The sequence below is a fragment of the Cedecea sp. P7760 genome (assembly GCF_013386425.1).
Lineage (GTDB): Bacteria > Pseudomonadota > Gammaproteobacteria > Enterobacterales > Enterobacteriaceae > Cedecea > Cedecea selenatireducens.
The window spans coordinates 1-19785 of sequence record NZ_JACARU010000076.1 but is presented as its reverse complement, the minus strand read 5'-3'; the positions used below and the strand labels follow the sequence as shown (position 1 = coordinate 19785).

The window sequence follows — 19785 nt, the reverse complement described above, 5'->3', positions numbered from 1 at the left end:
AACTGCCAGGCATCAAATAAAACGAAAGGCTCAGTCGAAAGACTGGGCCTTTTGTTTTATCTGTTGTTTGTCGGTGAGCACTCTCCTGAGTGGGACAAATCCGTCGGGAACGGATTTGCACAGCCGGAGGCTGCCCGCAGGGTGACGGGCAGGACAGCCCGGCATACAACTGCCTGGCATCAAATTAGCACTAACCCCGACCGGAAGGCTGGGGTTTTTTGCTTTCTATGCCCTTCTAATTCTGACGTCACGGCGGATAGACTTATTCACTGCATTTCGGCCCTCATTGCAGCGTAAAGCCCTGATCTTAGCCATCTCCGCTAAATGAAACATTTTCACCTTTTCGCTTCTGACTCGACATTGATTGCCAAACTCGGTATTGTCAGGTGTCTGGATGTCTAAACGTTTAAACGTATGCTTTGAGGATATAAGGTTATGCCGATTCGGGTGCAGGACGAGCTACCAGCCGTCAATTTCCTGCGTGAGGAAAACGTCTTTGTGATGACTTCATCGCGCGCCAGTAATCAGGAAATACGTCCGCTAAAGGTACTGATCCTGAATCTGATGCCGAAGAAAATTGAGACGGAAAACCAGTTCCTGCGGCTGCTCTCCAACTCTCCGCTGCAGGTGGACATCCAGCTGCTGCGCATTGATAGCCGTGAATCTCGCAACACGCCCAGCGAACATCTCAATAACTTTTACTGCAATTTTGAAGATATCCAGCACGATAACTATGATGGCCTGATTGTGACCGGCGCGCCGCTTGGCCTGGTCGAATTTAACGACGTCGCTTACTGGCCACAGATCCAGCAGGTCCTGGAGTGGGCCAAAGATCATGTCACCTCTACGCTGTTTGTCTGCTGGGCCGTGCAGGCCGCGCTGAATATTTTGTATGGCATTCCGAAGCAAACTCGGGATGAAAAACTCTCTGGCGTCTATGAGCACCATGTCACCCAGCCTCATGCTTTGCTGACGCGCGGCTTTGACGATTCATTTCTTGCGCCGCACTCTCGCTATGCCGACTTCCCCGCCCAGCTGATCCGCGATTATACGGATCTGGAGATTTTTGCCGAAACCGAACAGGGCGATGCCTATCTGTTTGGCAGCAGGGATAAGCGCATCGCATTCGTGACGGGCCATCCGGAATACGATCCTTTAACGCTGTCCGGAGAGTATTTCCGCGATGTTGATGCGGGACTCGAGCCTGATGTGCCCTATAACTACTTCCCTGGGGACGATCCGGCGAAAAAACCTCGTGCCACCTGGCGTAGCCATGGCAATTTACTGTTCACCAACTGGCTGAACTATTACGTCTACCAGATCACGCCATTCGATCTCCGCCGCATGAACCCTACGCTGGATTAAGCGTTTCAGCTTCCCACCACAGGCGCCTCCGGCGCCTTTTTTATATTCTGAAAACCACTTCCCTCCTTGTTTAAACTTTAATCTTATAAATATCAATGTGATAAATGAATTTAAATTCAAAAATGGAAATTGTTTTTGATTTTAAAAATTCATCAAGTAGTCTTAATTCTGTTGCATGAAAACTGCACAGCCGTGCGCGATTCACTTTTGGCCGTCTCGACGGGATAAGACGAAGGAGTAACCGAATGACACAACAGACAGTTAGCGAAGAGCTGGCCTTTAGCCAGCCGTTTGGTGACCAGGAGAGACAGATTCTCACCCCTGAAGCCGTTGATTTCCTCAGCGACCTGGTAGCCCGCTTTACCCCACAGCGCAATAAGCTGCTGGCGGCTCGTATTGCGGAGCAGCAGGCTATTGATGCAGGAAAGCTGCCTGATTTTAATTCGGAAACCGATTCCATTCGAAAGAGTGACTGGCAAATTCGCGGCATTCCACAGGATCTTCTCGACCGGCGGGTTGAAATTACCGGGCCGGTTGAACGCAAAATGGTTATCAATGCCCTGAATGCTAACGTAAAAGTATTTATGGCCGACTTTGAGGATTCCCTGGCACCGAGCTGGAGCAAGGTTATCGATGGCCAGATCAACCTGCGCGATGCGGTTAATGGCACCATCAGCTGGACCAACGAAGCGGGAAAAATTTATCAGCTAAAGCCCGACCCGGCGGTACTGGTTTGCCGCGTACGCGGCCTGCACCTGCCTGAAAAACACGTGACCTGGCGTGGGGAAGCCATTCCGGGCAGCCTGTTCGACTTCGGGCTCTATTTCTTCCACAACGTTGATGCCTTGTTGGCCAAAGGCAGCGGCCCTTACTTCTACCTGCCGAAAACGCAGTCGTGGCAGGAAGCCGCCTGGTGGAGCGAAGTATTCAGCTTTACGGAAGATCGCTTCGATCTGCCGCGGGGCACCATCAAGGCCACTTTGCTGATCGAAACGTTACCGGCGGTCTTCCAGATGGACGAGATCCTGCACGCGCTGAAAGATCACATTGTCGGCCTGAACTGTGGGCGCTGGGACTACATCTTCAGCTACATAAAAACCCTGAAAAACCATCCGGATCGCGTCCTGCCGGACAGACAGTCCGTGACGATGGACAAACCGTTCCTGAATGCTTACTCGCGCCTGCTGATCAAAACCTGCCATCGTCGCGGTGCGTTTGCGATGGGCGGCATGGCGGCCTTTATCCCGAGCAAAGACAGCGCGCGTAATGAATGGGTGCTGAACAAAGTCAAAGCGGACAAAGAGATGGAGGCCAACAACGGCCACGACGGCACCTGGATTGCGCATCCGGGCCTTGCGGACACGGTTGTCGAGGTCTTTGGCAAAGCGCTAGGTGAGCGTCACAACCAGCTGGATATTAGCCGCAGCGAAGATGTTCCCATTACCGCGGCCCAGCTGCTTGAGCCTTGCCCTGGGGAGCGTACCGAAGAAGGCATGCGAGCCAACATCCGCGTTGCAGTGCAGTACATCGAGGCGTGGATCTCCGGCAACGGCTGCGTGCCTATCTATGGGCTGATGGAGGATGCCGCGACCGCTGAAATTTCCCGTACTTCCATCTGGCAATGGATCCATCACCAGAAGACGCTGAGCAACGGCCAGACCGTCACTAAATCGCTGTTTCGCCAGATGCTTGCCGAAGAGATGTTGGTGATTCAGGCCGAGCTGGGGGACCAGCGTTATAGCCAGGGGCGCTTCGATGAAGCCGCACGGCTGATGGAACAAATTACCACCTCAGAAGAGTTAATCGACTTCCTGACGCTGCCGGGCTACCGCCTGCTTGCCTGAACCTAACCCTATAAAAATGGAGCATCTGCAATGAAAACCTCTCGTAGCCAACAGATTCAACAAGTACAACAAGAATGGACACAACCGCGTTGGGAAGGCATTGAGCGTACCTATAGCGCAGAAGACGTGGTGAAACTGCGCGGTTCGCTGAACCCGGAATGCACGCTGGCGCAGCACGGGGCGGCGAAGCTCTGGCGTCTGCTGCACGGCGAGTCGAAAAAAGGCTACGTAAACAGTCTGGGGGCGTTAACCGGTGGTCAGGCTTTGCAGCAGGCTAAAGCGGGTATCGAAGCTATCTACTTATCCGGCTGGCAGGTGGCGGCGGATGCTAACCTGGCCTCCAGCATGTATCCGGATCAGTCGCTCTACCCGGCTAACTCCGTTCCTGCGGTAGTCGACAGGATCAACAACAGCTTCCAGCGCGCGGATCAGATCCAGTGGGCGTCGAATATTGAGCCGGGCGACCCGCGCCACGTTGACTACTTCCTGCCGATCGTTGCCGACGCTGAGGCAGGCTTTGGCGGCGTGCTAAACGCCTTCGAGCTGATGAAGTCGATGATTCAGGCCGGTGCAGCGGCGGTACACTTTGAAGACCAGCTTGCCTCGGTGAAAAAGTGCGGTCATATGGGCGGCAAAGTATTGGTCCCGACCCAGGAGGCTATCCAGAAATTAATCGCCGCTCGTCTGGCGGCGGACGTGATGGGCGTTCCTACGCTGCTGATTGCCCGTACCGATGCCGATGCGGCAGATCTGATCACCTCCGACTGCGACGAATATGACCGCGAGTTCGTCACCGGCGAACGTACGCAGGAAGGTTTCTATCGCACTCGGGCTGGCATTGAGCAGGCTATCAGCCGTGGCCTGGCCTATGCCCCTTATGCCGACCTGGTCTGGTGTGAAACCTCTAAACCCGATCTGGACCAGGCCCGTCGCTTTGCCGAAGCGATCCACGCTCGCTTCCCTGGCAAGCTGCTGGCCTACAACTGTTCGCCATCGTTCAACTGGAAGAAAAATCTCGATGACAAAACCATCGCTTCCTTCCAGCAAGAACTGTCGGACATGGGCTACAAGTACCAGTTCATCACCCTGGCGGGGATCCACAGTATGTGGTTCAACATGTTCGACCTGGCGCACTCTTATGCACAGGGCGAGGGGATGCGCCACTATGTTGAGAAGGTACAGCAGCCTGAGTTTGCTGCGGCTTCCGAAGGTTATACCTTCGTCTCTCATCAGCAGGAAGTGGGTACCGGCTACTTCGACCGCGTCACTACCATCATTCAGGGCGGCGCCTCTTCCGTAACCGCGTTGACTGGTTCTACCGAAGAAGAACAGTTCTGAACAAACTTTATTTTCCCCCTCTCCTTTGGGAGAGGGCCGGGGTGAGGGGAGAAATAAATGTCACACAGGCTGGAGCTGTTAATTGCCCACACCATCCTGCAAGGGTTCGATGCGCAATACGGTCGATTTCTTGAGGTCACCGCGGGTGCGCAGCAGCGCTTTGAACAGGCCGACTGGCACGCCGTTCAGCAGGCGATGAAAAGCCGTATCAATCTTTACGATCATCACGTAGGGCTCGTCGTAGAGCAGCTTCGCTGTATTACCGGCGGCCAGAATACCGATGCGGCCTTTTTGCTGCGCGTGAAAGAGCAGTACACCAGGCTTTTGCCGGATTATCCGCGTTTTGAAATTGCCGAAAGCTTTTTTAATTCCGTCTATTGTCGGCTCTTCGATCACCGCTCGCTTACTCCCGAGCGGCTTTTTATCTTTAGCTCGCAGGCTGGCAAACAGCTCCGGCCGCTGCCTCGTCCGCTGGCTAAAACCTTTTTCCCGGAGCAGGGCTGGACGACATTGCTCACCACCTTGCTCTCCGATCTCCCGCTGCGTCTTCCCTGGCAGGATATTGCGCGGGACGTTGGTTTTATTCTTGCCCATCTCCATGAAACGTTCGGCGCAGAAGCATTGCGTACGGCCACGCTCGAAGTCGCCAACGAGCTGTTTTATCGCAATAAAGCCGCCTGGCTGGTTGGCAAACTGGTACTGCAGGGGAGAATAATTCCATTTTTGCTGCCGATCCACCGCACAGATGATGGCCGCTTAATGGTGGATACCTGCCTGACCAGTTCACCTGAAGCCAGCATCGTTTTTGGCTTCGCCCGTTCTTACTTTATGGTTTATGCCCCTTTTCCCGCCGCGCTCGTCGAGTGGCTGCGCGAGATTTTACCGGGCAAAACCACCGCCGAACTGTATATGGCAATCGGCTGCCAGAAGCACGGCAAAACCGAAAGCTATCGCGAATATCTGACCTACATTAACAACACGCCCGAGCAGTTTATTGAGGCGCCGGGCATTCGTGGCATGGTGATGCTAGTCTTCACGCTGCCGGGCTTCGATCGTGTTTTTAAGGTGATAAAGGACAGGTTCGCGCCGCAGAAAGAAGTCACCGCCGAAAGGGTTCGTGCCTGCTACCAGCTGGTAAAGGAACACGACCGCGTGGGGCGCATGGCGGATACCCAGGAGTTTGAAAACTTCGTGCTGGATAAGCAGCAAATTAGCCCTGAACTGATGGCGCTGCTGCGTGAAGAAGTCCCGGAAAAACTCACCGATCTTGGCGACCGCATTGCCATAAGTCATCTTTATATAGAACGGCGAATGGTGCCGCTCAACCTGTGGCTTGAGCAGGTTGAAGGTCAGCAGTTGAGGGATGCGGTGGAAGAGTACGGCAACGCCATTCGCCAACTGGCGGCGGCTAATATTTTCCCCGGTGACATGCTCTTTAAAAACTTTGGCGTGACGCGCCACGGGCGAGTGGTGTTCTACGATTACGATGAAATTTGCTATATGACCGAGGTAAATTTCCGGGATATTCCGCCGCCACGTTACCCAGAGGATGAGCTTTCCTCCGAGCCCTGGTACAGCATCTCGCCGGGCGATGTCTTCCCGGAGGAATTCCGCCACTATCTTTGCGCGGACAAGCGCATTCGCCCGCTATTCGATGAAATGCACGCTGACCTGTTCCGCGCCGACTTTTGGCGAGCTTTGCAAACCCGCATCCGCGAGGGCTATGTCGAAGATGTCTTCGCCTATCGCCGCCGCCAGCGTTTCAGCCAGCGGTTTGGGGACGTGAAGCGGGCGGGTTAGCGCCCGCCGCCGTATGCCAGCGTAATTTCCTTCGCTGCCTTAATGACCAGAGCGCCAATCTCCGTCACCCGGTCATCGGTGATGCGCGAAATCGGGCCAGAAATGGAGATGGCAGCAAACGCCTCGTGGTGCTCGTCGTAGATGCAGGAGGCCACGCAGCGTAGCCCCAGCGCATGTTCTTCATCGTCAAACGAGTAACCCCGCTTGCGCGTTTGCGCTAAATCTTCTTTTAAATGCAGCGGTGAAGTCAGCGTTGCGGGCGTGTAGCTGTGTAAGCCCTTGCGGTGCAGCAGGCCTGCCAGTTCGTCATCGTTAAGATGAGCCAGGAACGCCTTGCCTGCGCCGGAAGCGTGCATCGGCAGCTTGCCGCCAATGGGGGCCGACATACGCATCAGCTGCGTGCACTGAACCTGGTCGATAATAATCGCCTGATGATCGTTCTTGTCGAGCACCGCGAGGTTAACGGTTTCGCCGGAGGCTTCCATCAGCTTGCGCAGAATCGGGTGCACGATAGCCAGCAGGTTGCGGCTTTGCAGGAAGCTGCTGCCGACGACAAAAGCGTGAGCGCCAATCGTCCAGTGGCCCAAATCGCCTACCTGGTGAACGAAGCCTAACTGCTGCATCGTGGTCAGCAGACGGTGGGTCGTGGAGTTTGGCAGGCCGGCCTGCTGGGCAAGCTCGGTCAACGCCACGCTGCCGTGAGATTCGGCAATCCACTCCAGCAGTTTGAGGCCGCGAGTGAGTGATTGAACCTGCCCGGTGACCTGCGGGGCAGCAGCGGCTGCGGCGCGGGGTTTCTTACCTCGTTTAGCGGGGACTGTAGCAACCATACCGGACTCCTTTTTCGTATCGTGGAAATCATTTTCGTTTTATTTGGCGAATTTGCAACCGCTCACGGACTGATCGGATGAGTGATGCTGAACATCTCTCATGTTCCTGACGTGCGGCTTTTACGACCCTGTAGTTTGTGCAAGTATGGGGCTGCAGGTCCGTCAGTCAGGGAAAAAAGGTGGGAGTGAGCGTGAGTAACAACGTAGAGAAGCTGAAGCAACAACTGAGTGAACGCATTCTGGTGCTGGACGGTGGCATGGGGACCATGATCCAGAGCTATCGTCTTGATGAGAACGACTTCCGCGGGGAGCGTTTTGCCGACTGGCCGTGCGACCTCAAGGGCAACAATGACCTGCTGGTGCTCAGCAAGCCGGAAATCATCACCGCGATTCACTACGCCTACTTTGAGGCTGGCGCAGACATCGTTGAAACCAACACCTTCAACTCCACCACGATTGCGATGGCTGACTACCAAATGGAATCGCTGTCGGCGGAAATTAACTACGAAGCCGCGAAGCTGGCTCGTGCCTGTGCCGATGAATGGACGGCACGTACGCCGGAAAAACCACGCTATGTCGCCGGTGTGTTAGGCCCAACCAACCGCACGGCTTCAATCTCCCCGGACGTGAACGACCCGGCTTTCCGCAACATCACTTTTGATCAACTGGTCGCCGCTTACCGTGAATCGTCCAGGGCGCTGGTGGAAGGCGGGGCCGACCTGATCATGATCGAAACGGTGTTCGACACCCTGAACGCCAAAGCCGCCATCTTCGCCGTAAAGGCTGAGTTTGAAGCGCTCGGCGTTGACCTGCCGATTATGATTTCCGGCACGATTACCGATGCGTCAGGCCGCACGCTTTCCGGTCAGACGACGGAAGCTTTCTATAACTCCCTGCGCCATGCCGATGCGCTCTCCTTCGGGCTTAACTGCGCGCTGGGGCCGGACGAGCTGCGCCAGTACGTGGCTGAGCTGTCGCGTATTGCCGAGTGCTACGTAACCGCTCACCCTAACGCTGGTCTGCCAAATGCTTTCGGCGAGTACGATCTCGATGCGAAAGTGATGGCCCAGCAGATTGGCGAATGGGCGCAGGCCGGATTCCTGAACATTGTTGGCGGCTGCTGCGGGACAACGCCTGCGCACATTGCTGCGATGAGCAAAGCGGTGGCTGGCGTTGCGCCGCGTAAGCTCCCCGAACTGCCGGTTGCCTGCCGCCTGGCCGGACTTGAGCCGCTGAACATTAGCGCGGACAGCCTGTTTGTGAACGTAGGCGAACGCACCAACGTCACCGGCTCGGCTAAATTCAAGCGGCTGATAAAAGAAGAAAAATACAGCGAGGCGCTGGACGTTGCGCTGCAGCAGGTCGCCAGCGGCGCGCAGATAATTGACATCAACATGGACGAGGGGATGCTCGACGCCGAAGCGGCGATGGTGCGCTTCCTCAACCTGATTGCCGGCGAGCCGGATATCGCCCGCGTGCCGATCATGATCGACTCCTCGAAATGGGACGTCATCGAGAAAGGGCTGAAGTGCATTCAGGGCAAAGGCATCGTCAACTCCATCTCGATGAAGGAAGGCATTGAGCCGTTTATTCATCACGCGAAGCTGGTGCGTCGCTACGGCGCGGCGATGGTGGTGATGGCGTTCGACGAAGCGGGCCAGGCGGATACCCGCGAGCGAAAAATCGAGATTTGCCGGCGGGCCTACAAAATTCTTACCGAAGAGGTGGGCTTCCCGCCGGAAGACATCATCTTTGACCCGAACATCTTCGCGGTGGCGACCGGCATCGAAGAGCACAACAACTACGCGCAGGACTTTATCGGCGCCTGCGAAGACATTAAGCGCGAGCTGCCGCACGCGATGATTTCCGGCGGCGTGTCTAACGTCTCCTTCTCCTTCCGCGGCAACGATCCGGTACGCGAAGCCATTCACGCGGTATTCCTCTATTACGCGATCCGCAACGGCATGGACATGGGGATCGTGAACGCCGGGCAGCTGGCGATTTACGACGACCTTCCGGCCGAGCTGCGTGACGCTGTAGAAGACGTCATTCTTAACCGGCGTGATGACAGCACCGAACGGCTGTTAGAGCTGGCTGAAAAATATCGCGGCAGCAAAAGTGATGAAGCCGCCAATGCGCAACAGGCCGAGTGGCGCAGCTGGGACGTCGTTAAGCGGCTTGAATATTCGCTGGTGAAAGGGATCACAGAATTCATCGAAGCAGATACCGAAGAGGCTCGCCAGCAGTCGGCTCGCCCAATCGAAGTGATTGAAGGCCCGCTGATGGCGGGGATGAACGTGGTGGGCGATCTGTTTGGCGAGGGGAAAATGTTCCTGCCGCAGGTGGTCAAATCGGCCCGCGTCATGAAACAGGCGGTGGCTTATCTTGAGCCTTATATCGAAGCCAGCAAGGAAAAAGGGTCGACTAACGGCAAGATCGTCCTCGCGACGGTGAAAGGTGACGTGCACGACATCGGCAAGAACATCGTCGGCGTGGTGCTGCAGTGTAACAACTACGAAATTATCGACCTTGGCGTGATGGTGCCCGGCGAGAAAATTTTGAAAACTGCCCGCGAAGTGGGCGCGGATATTATCGGCCTCTCTGGCCTTATTACGCCTTCGCTGGATGAAATGGTCAACGTCGCCAAAGAGATGGAGCGCCAGGGCTTTACGCTGCCGCTGCTGATTGGCGGAGCGACGACTTCCAAAGCCCATACCGCGGTGAAAATCGAGCAGAACTACAGCGGCCCAACGGTGTATGTGCAAAACGCCTCCCGTACCGTAGGCGTTGTCTCTGCTCTGATTTCAGAAACCCAGCATGATGAATTTGTGGCCCGAACCCGCAAAGAGTACGAAGTGGTTCGCACCCAGCACGCACGCAAAAAACCTCGCACACCGCCTGTTACGCTGCAGGCCGCAAGGGATAACGACCTGGCGTTTGACTGGGAAAGTTATACGCCGCCGGTTGCCCATCGGCCTGGTGTGCATGAGGTTACCGCCAGCATTGAGACGCTGCGAAATTACATCGACTGGACACCGTTCTTTATGACCTGGTCGCTTGCCGGGAAATACCCACGCATCCTGGAGGATGAAGTGGTAGGCGAGGAAGCGCAGCGCCTGTTTAAAGACGCCAACGACATGCTCGATATGCTCCACCGCACGAAGACGATGACGCCGCGCGGCGTAGTAGGCCTGTTCCCGGCGAACCGTGTTGACGACGACGTAGAGGTTTATACCGATGAAACGCGGACCCAGGTTAAAGCCGTCAGCCGTCATCTACGCCAGCAAACCGAAAAAAGCGGCTTCCCGAACTACTGTATTGCCGACTTTGTCGCGCCTAAACACAGCGGTAAAGCGGACTACATCGGCGCTTTTGCGGTCACCGGCGGTATTGAAGAAGACGCGCTGGCCGGCGCCTACGATGCGCAGCACGATGATTACAACAAAATCATGGTGAAAGCCGTTGCCGATCGCCTGGCCGAAGCTTTTGCTGAATACCTCCACGAGCGCGTACGTAAAGTCTACTGGGGCTATGCGGCGACGGAAAACCTCAGTAACGAGGAGCTTATTCGCGAAAATTACCAGGGGATTCGTCCGGCGCCGGGTTATCCGGCCTGCCCGGAGCACACCGAAAAGGCGGCTATCTGGGCGCTGCTGGACGTAGAAAACGTGATTGGCATGAAGCTCACCGAATCTTACGCCATGTGGCCCGGCGCGTCGGTTTCAGGCTGGTACTTCAGCCACCCCGACAGCAAGTATTTCGCGGTCGCACAAATTCAGCGCGATCAGGTCGAGGACTATGCGAGGCGCAAAGGTATGCCGGTAAGCGAGGTTGAACGCTGGCTGGCGCCAAACCTGGGTTATGACGCCGACTAGCCGCTAAAAATAACCTTTCCTTACAACTTACAAGGCGCTCCGTGAGCGCCTTGTCTCTTTATTGAAGTTAACCCCTTATACTGAAGAAGGGTGACTATTTTTGCCTCAGGAACCCTAAAAACGATAAGGAGAATAAAAATCCGTGCTGACCTTGTTACACCTGCTTTCCGCCGTTTCACTGCTGGTCTGGGGCACGCACATCGTGCGTACCGGTATCATGCGCGTTTACGGCGCCAACCTGCGCAGCGTACTTAGCCGCAGCGTAGAAAAGAAACCTCTCGCCTTCTGCGCCGGGATCGGCGTGACCGCTCTGGTGCAGAGCAGTAATGCCACCACGATGCTGGTCACGTCCTTCGTTGCTCAGGATCTGGTGGCGCTTACCCCTGCGCTGGTGATTGTGCTGGGGGCCGACGTGGGTACGGCGCTGATGGCGCGTATCCTGACCTTCGATCTTTCGTGGCTTTCGCCGCTGCTGATTTTTATCGGCGTTATCTTCTTCCTCAGCCGCAAGCAAACGCGCGCCGGGCAGCTTGGCCGCGTGGGGATTGGCCTTGGCCTTATTCTGCTGGCGCTTGAGCTGATTGTCGGGGCCGTCACGCCGATTACCCAGGCGAACGGTGTCCAGGTCATCTTCGCTTCTCTGACCGGCGATATCATGCTCGACGCGTTGATTGGCGCGATGTTCGCCATCATCAGCTACTCCAGCCTGGCTGCCGTTTTACTGACGGCCACGCTGACGTCCACCGGAGTAATTTCGTTTGATGTGGCGCTATGCCTGGTGATTGGCGCCAACCTCGGCTCCGGCCTGCTGGCGATGATCAACAACAGCGCCGCGAATGCCGCAGCGCGCCGTGTGGCGCTTGGCAGCCTGCTGTTTAAGCTGGTGGGTAGCCTGCTGGTGCTGCCGTTTGTGCACATTCTTGCCCGACTGATGCACCACCTGCCGCTGCCTGAGTCAGAGCTGGTTATCTACTTCCACGTGTTCTACAACCTGATCCGCTGCCTGGTGATGGTGCCTTTTGCCGAGCCGATGGCGCGCTTCTGCCGCCGGGTTATCAGCGAAGTGCCCGAAGTCGATGCCCGCATGAAGCCGAAGCACCTCGACCCTACGGCGCTGGATACGCCTGCGCTGGGGTTATCTAATGCGGCGCGCGAAACCCTCAGAATGGGGGACGTGCTGGAGCAGATGCTGGAAACCTGGAGCAAGGTAATGCACGGCGAGCCGCGTCAGGAAAAAGAGCTGCGCAAGCTGGCCGACGACGTGGACGTGCTGTATACCGCCATCAAGCTTTATCTGGCGCAGATGCCAAAAGAAGATCTGGCGGAAATGGAGTCCCGCCGCTGGGCGGAAATCATCGAAATGTCGCTTAACCTGGAACAGGCGGCAGACATCATCGAGCGTATGGGCAGCGAAGTGGCGGATAAATCGCTCGCCGCGCGCCGGGCTTTCTCGCCGGATGGCCTGACCGAGCTGGACAACCTGCTTCAGCAGCTGATCAGCAACCTGCAGCTCAGCCTGTCGGTATTCTTCTCAAGCGACCTGGGCAGCGCCCGCCGCCTGCGCCGCAACAAGCACCGTTTCCGCATCATGAACCGCCGCTACTCTCACGCTCACGTTGACCGTCTGCACCAGCAAAACGTGCAGAGCATCGAAACCAGTTCGCTGCACCTTGGGCTGCTGGGGGATATGAAGCGCCTCAACTCGTTGTTCTGTTCCGTCGCCTACAGCGTGCTGGACCAGCCGGACGATGACGACGAGCGGGATGAGTATTAGAAAAATGGCGCCTTAATGGGCTAGGCGCCTACTTTACGGTAAGGGTAATACCCAGCGCTTTCATCACGGCAAGCGTGCTTTTAAGCGTTGGGTTTCCTTCTGCACTAAATGAACGGTACAGCTGTTCGCGAGACAGGCCCGTTTCAGTGGCTACTTGCGACATCCCTTTTGCCCGTGCGACTACGCCCAGCGCCTTTGCTATATAGGCTGCATCTCCGGTTTCCAGGGCATCCGCCATGAAAAAAGCAATTTCCTCGTTGTCGACCAATGCAGATGCAGGATCGTAATCTGTTAATTTATTCATCGTCGAAATCTTCCTCATGTTCCCAGTCTTTCGCCAGCAATTTCGCTAAAACTATATCCTTGTGCTGAGTATTTTTGCTTCCTCCACAGAGAAGCAAAATGATTAGCTTCCCACGCTGCTGGTAGTAAAGGCGATAGCCCGGCCCAAAATGGATTCTAAGTTCGCTGATGCCTGCCCCAACGGGTTGCACATCGCCAGGTAAACCATTCGCTAGCCTTAAAAGCCGGGCGGCAATAACGGTTTTTTCCCTTTTATCTCTAAGTGAACTTAGCCAGGCGCTAAAAGCACTCGTTTGTTTGAGTTTATTCATTGTAGTTTATAAAGCACATCAGAAATAGGTGTATAAAAAATATTCATGCGGCTAAAGCGGCGCAATGGCCGTCGCCGCAGTCTGGAAAGTCATTCGCAGCACGTTTTCAATATTTACGAGGAAGCTTCCAGAGATGCAGGTTAATGTGAGAAAGGCGGTTCGCAACGCCCTGCGGGTAAGGTATAGTCCTGGGTTTTCGGAGGAGCCATGCTGACTAATTCATCTATTCGTCTTAACAAATACATCAGCGAGAGCGGGATCTGCTCACGCCGTGACGCCGATCGCTACATCGAACAGGGCAACGTTTTTATTAACGGCAAGCGCGCCAAAATTGGCGATCAGGTCTTTGCCGGCGACAGCGTGAAGGTGAATGGTCAGCTTATTGAGCCTCGTAATGAAGACGATCTGGTGCTGATTGCCCTGAATAAACCGGTGGGGATTGTGAGCACCACGGAAGACGGCGAAAGAGACAACATCGTCGACTACGTGAACCACAGCAAGCGCGTGTTCCCTATTGGCCGCCTGGACAAAGACTCTCAGGGCCTGATTTTCCTCACCAACCACGGTGACCTGGTAAACAAAATTCTGCGCGCCGGTAACGACCACGAGAAAGAGTATGTGGTCACGGTGAACAAACCGGTCACCGACGAGTTTATTCGCGGTATGGGCGCGGGCGTGCCGATTCTTGGCACCGTCACCAAAAAATGCAAAGTCAAAAAAGAGGCGCCGTTTGCGTTTCGTATTACCCTGGTTCAGGGGCTGAACCGCCAGATTCGCCGCATGTGTGAGCACTTTGGCTATGAAGTGACGAAGCTTGAGCGCACGCGCATCATGAACGTTAACCTGACCGGGATCCCGTTGGGAGAGTGGCGTGACCTGACGGATGATGAACTGATTGAGCTGTTTAAGCTGATTGAGGACTCGTCCTCTGAGGCCGCACCGGCTAAAAAAGCGAAGCCAAAAGCGGCCACGCCAGCGGTGAAAAAGCCGCTGGTCAGCGGGCCGAAAAGCTCAGCAAAAACGCCCGCTGAGCTCGCCTCTCGTAAACGCTTTGCTTCTCCCGGCCGCAAGAAGAAGGGCCGTTAAGCTAGCGTTTCCCCCGCGTATGGTTATTGGCTGACCACGAATAGGTGGTAGAAGTATCCGGTTTTAATGCGTTTTGTTTCTTCAGCTGGCGAGCTTTCTTAGCCGCCAGCGCGCGTTCCGCCATCAGCTTATCGATGTACTCTTTTTTTACCTGATTGGTTTCTGAGTTGGTCAACGTACGACCGTGGGCAATGCGGGCGCGATCCAGCAGTGTTTTAAGCTCACGCTGTTCGCTTTCCGTCATGTCTTGCTGTGTCAGTCTGGCTGTAGCCATCGTTGCAATCTCCCAGGAAAGGACGTTCAGTGTAAAGCAAACCTCCAGCATCGACGAGACAAAAAAGCCTGCGTTTGCAGGCTTTTATCGTTCTATTTTTTCTCGTTTTGCTGCGATTTTATCGCTTTACCTGACCAGTAACCTGCCAGCAGGGAGCCCGAAAGGTTATGCCAGACGGAAAACAATGCGCCAGGCAGCGCCGCCAGCGGTGAGAAGTAAATTTTACCCAGCGTAGCCGCGAGACCCGAGTTCTGCATACCCACTTCAATGGCCAGCGTCCGGCAGGTGGACTCGTCGAAGCCAAAGAGACGCCCGCCCCAGTAGCCGCCGAGCAGGCCAATAGTGTTATGCAGAATCACCGCGATAATCACCACCAGGCCAACGGAGGCGATGTGTGACGCCGAGCCTGCGACAACTGCGCTGATGATGGCGAGAATGCAGAGCATGGAAAATGCGGGCAGCCACGGCTCCACGCGCTTAACGAGGCGTGGGAACAGATGGTGCACAATCAGGCCCAGACCAATCGGGATAATGACGATTTGCAAAATGCTGACCAGCATGCCCATCACATCGACTTTGATATCGGCATCCACATACAGACGGGTCAGTAGCGGAGTGGCGAAGACGCCGACCAGCGTGGAAACAGAAGAGATGGTAACGGAGAGCGCAACGTCGCCCCTGGCCAGGTAAATCATAACGTTGGAAGCCGTGCCGCTGGCTACGCTGCCGACCAGCACCATCCCGGCGGAAAGATCGGGGGGCATATGGAACAGCATCGCCAGCAGCCATGCTGCCAGCGGCATCACCAGATAGTGCAGAAAAATTCCCGCCGCCACCGGTGCCGGGCGCGACAGCACGCGTTTAAAGTCTTCAAGTCGCAGATGTACGCCCATACCAAACATAATGAGCATCAGCAGCGTGCTGACCCAGGGGCCAATCGGGGTAAAGGTTGAAGGGGTATAATACGCAGCGACGGAGAGCAGCAGCGCCCAAAGCGGGAACAGCCGGGTTAGGGTGGCTATCATAGCGATGTCCTTGCAGAGTTTGTGTTGTTTTATGGTTATAAAAAAAGCCGGGTGCGAGCCCGGCTTTCTGTATTCATGGCATGAATTTGTCTGTTATTCAAACAGGTTGCGGTGCAGCTTCTGCACCACCTGCTCGGCATCGTTGCCCGGCACCAGGAAGCACAGGTTGTAGCTGGATGCGCCGTAGCAAATCATGCGGATGTTGAACGGGTCGAGCACGCCGAACACTTCTTTGCCTACGCCACAGGCTTGGGACAGCTTATTGCCGATGATGGCAACCAGCGCCAGGTTTTCTTCGACTTCCACGCGGCACAGAGACGACAGCTCGGTGAGTAGCGAGGTGGTCAGCAGGCTGTCGCCGGTAGACGTTGAACCGGTGGTATCCATCGTCAATGCCACGCTCACTTCGGAGGTGGTTATCAGGTCCACGGAGATATTGTGGCGAGCCAGAATGCTGAACACTTCCGCGAGGAAACCGCGTGAATGCAGCATATGCAGGCTGTGCAGCGTCAGCAGCGTTTGCTTACGGCGTACCGCAAGGGCGCGGAAGAGCGGCGGATTCTCGGTTTTTTTGCACACCAGCGTCCCCCCTGCGGCCGGATCTTTACTGGAGCCAACAAACACCGGGATATCACAGCGTACGGCGGGCAGCAGCGTGGCAGGGTGCAGGACCTTCGCCCCGAAGGTGGCCATTTCAGCGGCTTCTTCAAAGGCGATGCGATCGATACGTTTTGCCGCTGGCACCATGCGTGGGTCGGTGGTGTAGATGCCCGGCACGTCGGTCCAGATATCCACACGAGCCGCATTCAGCGCTTCACCGAGCAATGCCGCGGTATAGTCGCTGCCGCCGCGGCCAAGCGTGGTCGTTCTGCCTTTTTCTTCGCTGCCGATAAAGCCCTGAGTGATCACCAGGGATTCCGCCAGGCGCGGCAGCATTTGCTGGCTTGCCAGCTCCGCCAGCGCGGCGATATCCGGCTCGGCGCGGCCAAAGCGGTCATTGGTACGCATGACTTTACGAATATCGAACCACTGCGCTTCAACGCTACGTTCACGCAGGATCTCAACAAACAGCAGGGTGGACATTAGTTCGCCGTGGCTGACCAGTTCGTCGGTCAGCGCGGTTGAGGTCGCAAGAGAGGCGGCTTCCGCAAGCGTCGTGATGTTTTCCAGCAGGCGGTCGATCTCTTCGCGGATCACTTCCGGGCTCGCCAGGCGTTCAACGATGTTGTACTGGATTTTGCGAATGGCATCGAGCTTGACGAAGCGCTCGGTTGCTTCGAGCCCTTCGGCCAGAGCAACCAGCAGGTTAGTCACGCCGGCGGAGGCGGAAAGGACCACGACGCGGACATGGCTATCGGCCATTACAACATCGGCGCTGCGGTTCATCGCGTCAAAATCGGCGACGCTGGTACCGCCAAATTTGGCGACTACGGTTTGAGACATAACTACCTCGTGTCAGGGGGCCATTCAACTGGCAAAAAAGTATTCAGCCTTGGCACAAGGGAAGAGCGGTAAACGGGTGGGCGCAGAGCAGGAGAACTACGATATCACCCAGAAGTGCTCCACCTTGTTTATCCAGCTTTGTGAGCCGAACATGAAACGCTCGACTGCGAACGTTTCCTGGTGACAACCCAGAGGATTCAGCCCCTGCAGCCGACAATAAGCGTGACCAGCCGCTTCATCATCTCGGCGTTGCACCCCCTCACGTATCTTCTTCGTTACTGGTTTCTCAGATACGATTTTCTGGGCAACGCGCCTCTTCTGGCCTGCGCAAGCGCAGGTAGCGCCTAATAAATAAAGCTTCAGCGAAGGCATGTCAACCGCGGGGTTATGCGGATTTTTCATGTTAAATCCGTAATCAGGAATTTAACTTATAAGAGGGTATTTTTGCCGCTTTTTAGGGGGTTACGGGAAACAGTCGGTTAATGGCATAAAATCAATCACAATTTTTGCCTGCAGGCGCTACAATCGACCGAAGTCACAATTCTCAAATCAGAAGAGTATTGCTATGAAAAACATCAACCCGAAGCAGACCTCTGCCTGGCAGGCGCTCCAGAAACACTACGATGAGATGAAAGACGTTACGCTTTCCGAGCTGTTCGCGAAAGATAACGACCGCTTCAGCAAGTTCTCCGCAACCTTCGATGACCTGATGCTGGTGGATTTCTCCAAAAACCGCATCACCACCGAAACCCTCGAAAAACTGCAGGCTCTGGCGAAAGAAACCGACCTGCAGAGCGCGATCAAATCCATGTTCGACGGCGAAAAAATTAACCGTACCGAAGACCGTGCCGTGCTGCACGTTGCCCTGCGTAACCGCAGCAACACGCCTATCGTGGTCGACGGCAAAGACGTGATGCCGGAAGTGAACGCGGTGCTTGAGAAGATGAAAGCCTTCTCTGAAAGCATCATCAGCGGCAGCTGGAAAGGCTACACCGGCAAGGCCATCACCGACGTGGTTAACATTGGTATCGGCGGCTCTGACCTCGGCCCGTTCATGGTCACCGAAGCGCTGCGCCCTTACAAAAACCACCTCAACATGCACTTTGTGTCCAACGTTGACGGGACCCACATTGCCGAAGTGCTGAAGAAAGTGAACCCGGAAACCACGCTGTTCCTGGTCGCGTCTAAAACCTTCACCACTCAGGAAACCATGACCAACGCCCACAGCGCGCGCGACTGGTTCCTGCGTGCAGCTGGCGATGAAAAACACGTGGCGAAACACTTTGCTGCGCTGTCCACCAACGGCAAAGCCGTCGGCGAATTTGGCATCGACACCGCCAACATGTTTGAGTTCTGGGACTGGGTTGGCGGCCGCTACTCTCTGTGGTCCGCAATTGGCCTGTCCATCATCCTGTCCGTTGGCTACGACAACTTCGTTGAGCTGCTGTCCGGCGCGCACGCGATGGACAAACACTTCGCCACCACGCCTGCCGAGCAAAACCTGCCGGTTCTGCTGGCGTTGATCGGCATCTGGTACAACAATTTCTTCGGCGCTGAAACTGAAGCGATTCTGCCATACGACCAGTACATGCACCGCTTTGCGGCCTACTTCCAGCAGGGCAACATGGAGTCCAACGGTAAGTACGTTGACCGCAACGGCAACGCCGTGGACTACCAGACTGGACCAATTATCTGGGGCGAGCCGGGCACCAACGGCCAGCACGCGTTCTACCAGCTGATCCACCAGGGGACCAAAATGGTACCTTGCGACTTCATCGCGCCGGCTATTAGCCACAACGCGCTGTCGGATCATCATCCAAAACTGCTGTCTAACTTCTTTGCTCAGACCGAAGCGCTGGCGTTCGGTAAATCCCGCGAAGTAGTAGAGCAGGAATACCGTGACCAGGGTAAAGATCCTGCCACGCTGGACCACGTTGTGCCGTTTAAGGTGTTCGAAGGCAACCGCCCGACCAACTCCATCCTGCTGCGTGAAATCACCCCGTTCAGCCTGGGCGCGTTGATTGCGCTGTATGAGCACAAAATCTTCACCCAGGGCGCAATCCTGAACATCTTCACCTTTGACCAGTGGGGCGTGGAGCTTGGCAAACAGCTGGCTAACCGCATCCTGCCGGAGCTGGGCGACGACAAACAAATCGCCAGCCACGACAGCTCAACCAACGGCCTGATTAACCGCTATAAAGCATGGCGTGATTAATTACCCCGCGTGATTGATAATATGCCAGCCTCGTGCTGGCATATTTTTTATAAGAGTAATCCCCTTGTCGTCATAATTTCTGATATTGCCACCCTGAGGTAAATCTGAAAATTATCTTTCCCGCGCCGAATCTACGTCTTTAATTTAAGATTATCTTGAAGTTGAGATTGCCTTTTTATTCCTTAGTTATTTGTTTTTAATTGTTTTTTTTGTAAAATAAATAGGTCTATCAATTTAATTTTTACTCTTTTTCTTAAAGTTCACTCCTTATTTCCCGCAGGCCAATTCATCACATTGTGTTG

14 protein-coding genes and 1 riboswitch are annotated in these 19785 nt (G+C 55.3%); of the genes, 8 read left to right on the top strand and 6 right to left on the bottom strand.

Annotation, left to right across the window (positions count from 1 at the left end; translation table 11 throughout):
• Positions 1–435: 435 nt before the first annotated feature.
• The 4 genes from metA to aceK all read left to right on the top strand — a co-directional run bounded on the left by metA (position 436) and on the right by aceK (position 6347).
• Complete coding sequence (metA, locus tag HX778_RS22410; protein WP_038476751.1) at positions 436–1365, top strand: homoserine O-succinyltransferase; 930 nt, start codon at positions 436–438, stop codon at positions 1363–1365.
• Positions 1366–1610: 245 nt separating this feature from the next.
• Positions 1611–3209 (top strand): malate synthase A, encoded by a 1599-nt coding sequence (gene aceB / locus HX778_RS22405; protein ID WP_038476749.1) that lies wholly within the window; start codon positions 1611–1613, stop codon positions 3207–3209.
• 30 nt (positions 3210–3239) lie between these two features.
• Positions 3240–4547, top strand: a complete 1308-nt coding sequence (gene aceA, locus HX778_RS22400) for an isocitrate lyase (protein WP_038476747.1) — start codon at positions 3240–3242, stop codon at positions 4545–4547.
• Between the two features lie 57 nt (positions 4548–4604).
• Positions 4605–6347 carry a bifunctional isocitrate dehydrogenase kinase/phosphatase gene (gene aceK, locus HX778_RS22395; protein ID WP_176983106.1) on the top strand — a complete coding sequence of 581 codons (1743 nt, stop codon included), beginning with the start codon at positions 4605–4607 and terminating at the stop codon, positions 6345–6347.
• Here the strand turns inward: aceK and iclR are convergent.
• Positions 6344–7177 carry a glyoxylate bypass operon transcriptional repressor IclR gene (gene iclR / locus HX778_RS22390; RefSeq protein WP_176983105.1) on the bottom strand — a complete coding sequence of 278 codons (834 nt, stop codon included), beginning with the start codon at positions 7175–7177 and terminating at the stop codon, positions 6344–6346. The two genes, aceK and iclR, sit on opposite strands and share 4 nt — an antisense overlap.
• A 191-nt stretch (positions 7178–7368) precedes the next feature.
• Between iclR and metH the strand changes: the two genes are divergently transcribed.
• Both metH and HX778_RS22380 read left to right on the top strand, forming a co-directional pair.
• Positions 7369–11052 (top strand): methionine synthase, encoded by a 3684-nt coding sequence (gene metH, locus HX778_RS22385; RefSeq protein ID WP_176983104.1) that lies wholly within the window; start codon positions 7369–7371, stop codon positions 11050–11052.
• Positions 11053–11194: 142 nt separating this feature from the next.
• Positions 11195–12826 carry a Na/Pi cotransporter family protein gene (locus HX778_RS22380; protein WP_038476740.1) on the top strand — a complete coding sequence of 544 codons (1632 nt, stop codon included), beginning with the start codon at positions 11195–11197 and terminating at the stop codon, positions 12824–12826.
• Positions 12827–12854: 28 nt separating this feature from the next.
• Here HX778_RS22380 and HX778_RS22375 read toward each other — a convergent pair whose 3' ends face one another.
• Together HX778_RS22375 and HX778_RS22370 are read right to left on the bottom strand one after the other, a co-directional pair.
• Positions 12855–13130, bottom strand: coding sequence for an addiction module antidote protein (locus HX778_RS22375; RefSeq protein ID WP_038476738.1), 276 nt, complete (start codon positions 13128–13130; stop codon positions 12855–12857).
• Positions 13123–13440 carry a type II toxin-antitoxin system RelE/ParE family toxin gene (locus HX778_RS22370; protein WP_176983103.1) on the bottom strand — a complete coding sequence of 106 codons (318 nt, stop codon included), beginning with the start codon at positions 13438–13440 and terminating at the stop codon, positions 13123–13125. The genes HX778_RS22375 and HX778_RS22370 overlap by 8 nt, the downstream gene beginning before the upstream one ends.
• Positions 13441–13647: 207 nt before the next feature.
• Here HX778_RS22370 and rluF point away from each other — a divergent pair, with 207 nt between their 5' ends.
• Entirely contained in the window at positions 13648–14526 is an 879-nt protein-coding gene (rluF, locus tag HX778_RS22365) for a 23S rRNA pseudouridine(2604) synthase RluF (RefSeq protein WP_176983102.1), read from the top strand.
• A gap of 1 nt (position 14527) precedes the next feature.
• On the opposite strand, the gene HX778_RS22360 is transcribed toward rluF, so the two are convergent.
• The 3 genes from HX778_RS22360 to lysC all read right to left on the bottom strand — a co-directional run bounded on the left by HX778_RS22360 (position 14528) and on the right by lysC (position 17268).
• Entirely contained in the window at positions 14528–14800 is a 273-nt protein-coding gene (locus HX778_RS22360) for a DUF3811 domain-containing protein (protein WP_038483020.1), read from the bottom strand.
• Positions 14801–14892: 92 nt separating this feature from the next.
• On the bottom strand, positions 14893–15825 hold the full coding sequence (gene panS / locus HX778_RS22355; protein WP_176983101.1) for a ketopantoate/pantoate/pantothenate transporter PanS: 933 nt from the start codon (positions 15823–15825) through the stop codon (positions 14893–14895).
• Between the two features lie 93 nt (positions 15826–15918).
• On the bottom strand, positions 15919–17268 hold the full coding sequence (gene lysC / locus HX778_RS22350) for a lysine-sensitive aspartokinase 3 (RefSeq protein ID WP_176983100.1): 1350 nt from the start codon (positions 17266–17268) through the stop codon (positions 15919–15921).
• A gap of 104 nt (positions 17269–17372) precedes the next feature.
• Positions 17373–17594, bottom strand: a riboswitch (Lysine riboswitch).
• Between the two features lie 239 nt (positions 17595–17833).
• Between lysC and pgi the strand changes: the two genes are divergently transcribed.
• Complete coding sequence (pgi, locus tag HX778_RS22340) at positions 17834–19483, top strand: glucose-6-phosphate isomerase (RefSeq protein ID WP_176983099.1); 1650 nt, start codon at positions 17834–17836, stop codon at positions 19481–19483.
• The last annotated feature ends 302 nt before the right edge of the window (positions 19484–19785 follow it).

Coding starts and splice junctions, on each gene's coding strand:
- metA (WP_038476751.1), top strand. CDS start 436: ATGCCGATTCGGGTGCAGGACGAGCTACCAGCCGTCAATTTCCTGCGT.
- aceB (WP_038476749.1), top strand. CDS start 1,611: ATGACACAACAGACAGTTAGCGAAGAGCTGGCCTTTAGCCAGCCGTTT.
- aceA (WP_038476747.1), top strand. CDS start 3,240: ATGAAAACCTCTCGTAGCCAACAGATTCAACAAGTACAACAAGAATGG.
- aceK (WP_176983106.1), top strand. CDS start 4,605: ATGTCACACAGGCTGGAGCTGTTAATTGCCCACACCATCCTGCAAGGG.
- iclR (WP_176983105.1), bottom strand. CDS start 7,177: ATGGTTGCTACAGTCCCCGCTAAACGAGGTAAGAAACCCCGCGCCGCA.
- HX778_RS22375 (WP_038476738.1), bottom strand. CDS start 13,130: ATGAATAAATTAACAGATTACGATCCTGCATCTGCATTGGTCGACAAC.
- HX778_RS22370 (WP_176983103.1), bottom strand. CDS start 13,440: ATGAATAAACTCAAACAAACGAGTGCTTTTAGCGCCTGGCTAAGTTCA.
- rluF (WP_176983102.1), top strand. CDS start 13,648: ATGCTGACTAATTCATCTATTCGTCTTAACAAATACATCAGCGAGAGC.
- HX778_RS22360 (WP_038483020.1), bottom strand. CDS start 14,800: ATGGCTACAGCCAGACTGACACAGCAAGACATGACGGAAAGCGAACAG.
- panS (WP_176983101.1), bottom strand. CDS start 15,825: ATGATAGCCACCCTAACCCGGCTGTTCCCGCTTTGGGCGCTGCTGCTC.
- lysC (WP_176983100.1), bottom strand. CDS start 17,268: ATGTCTCAAACCGTAGTCGCCAAATTTGGCGGTACCAGCGTCGCCGAT.
- pgi (WP_176983099.1), top strand. CDS start 17,834: ATGAAAAACATCAACCCGAAGCAGACCTCTGCCTGGCAGGCGCTCCAG.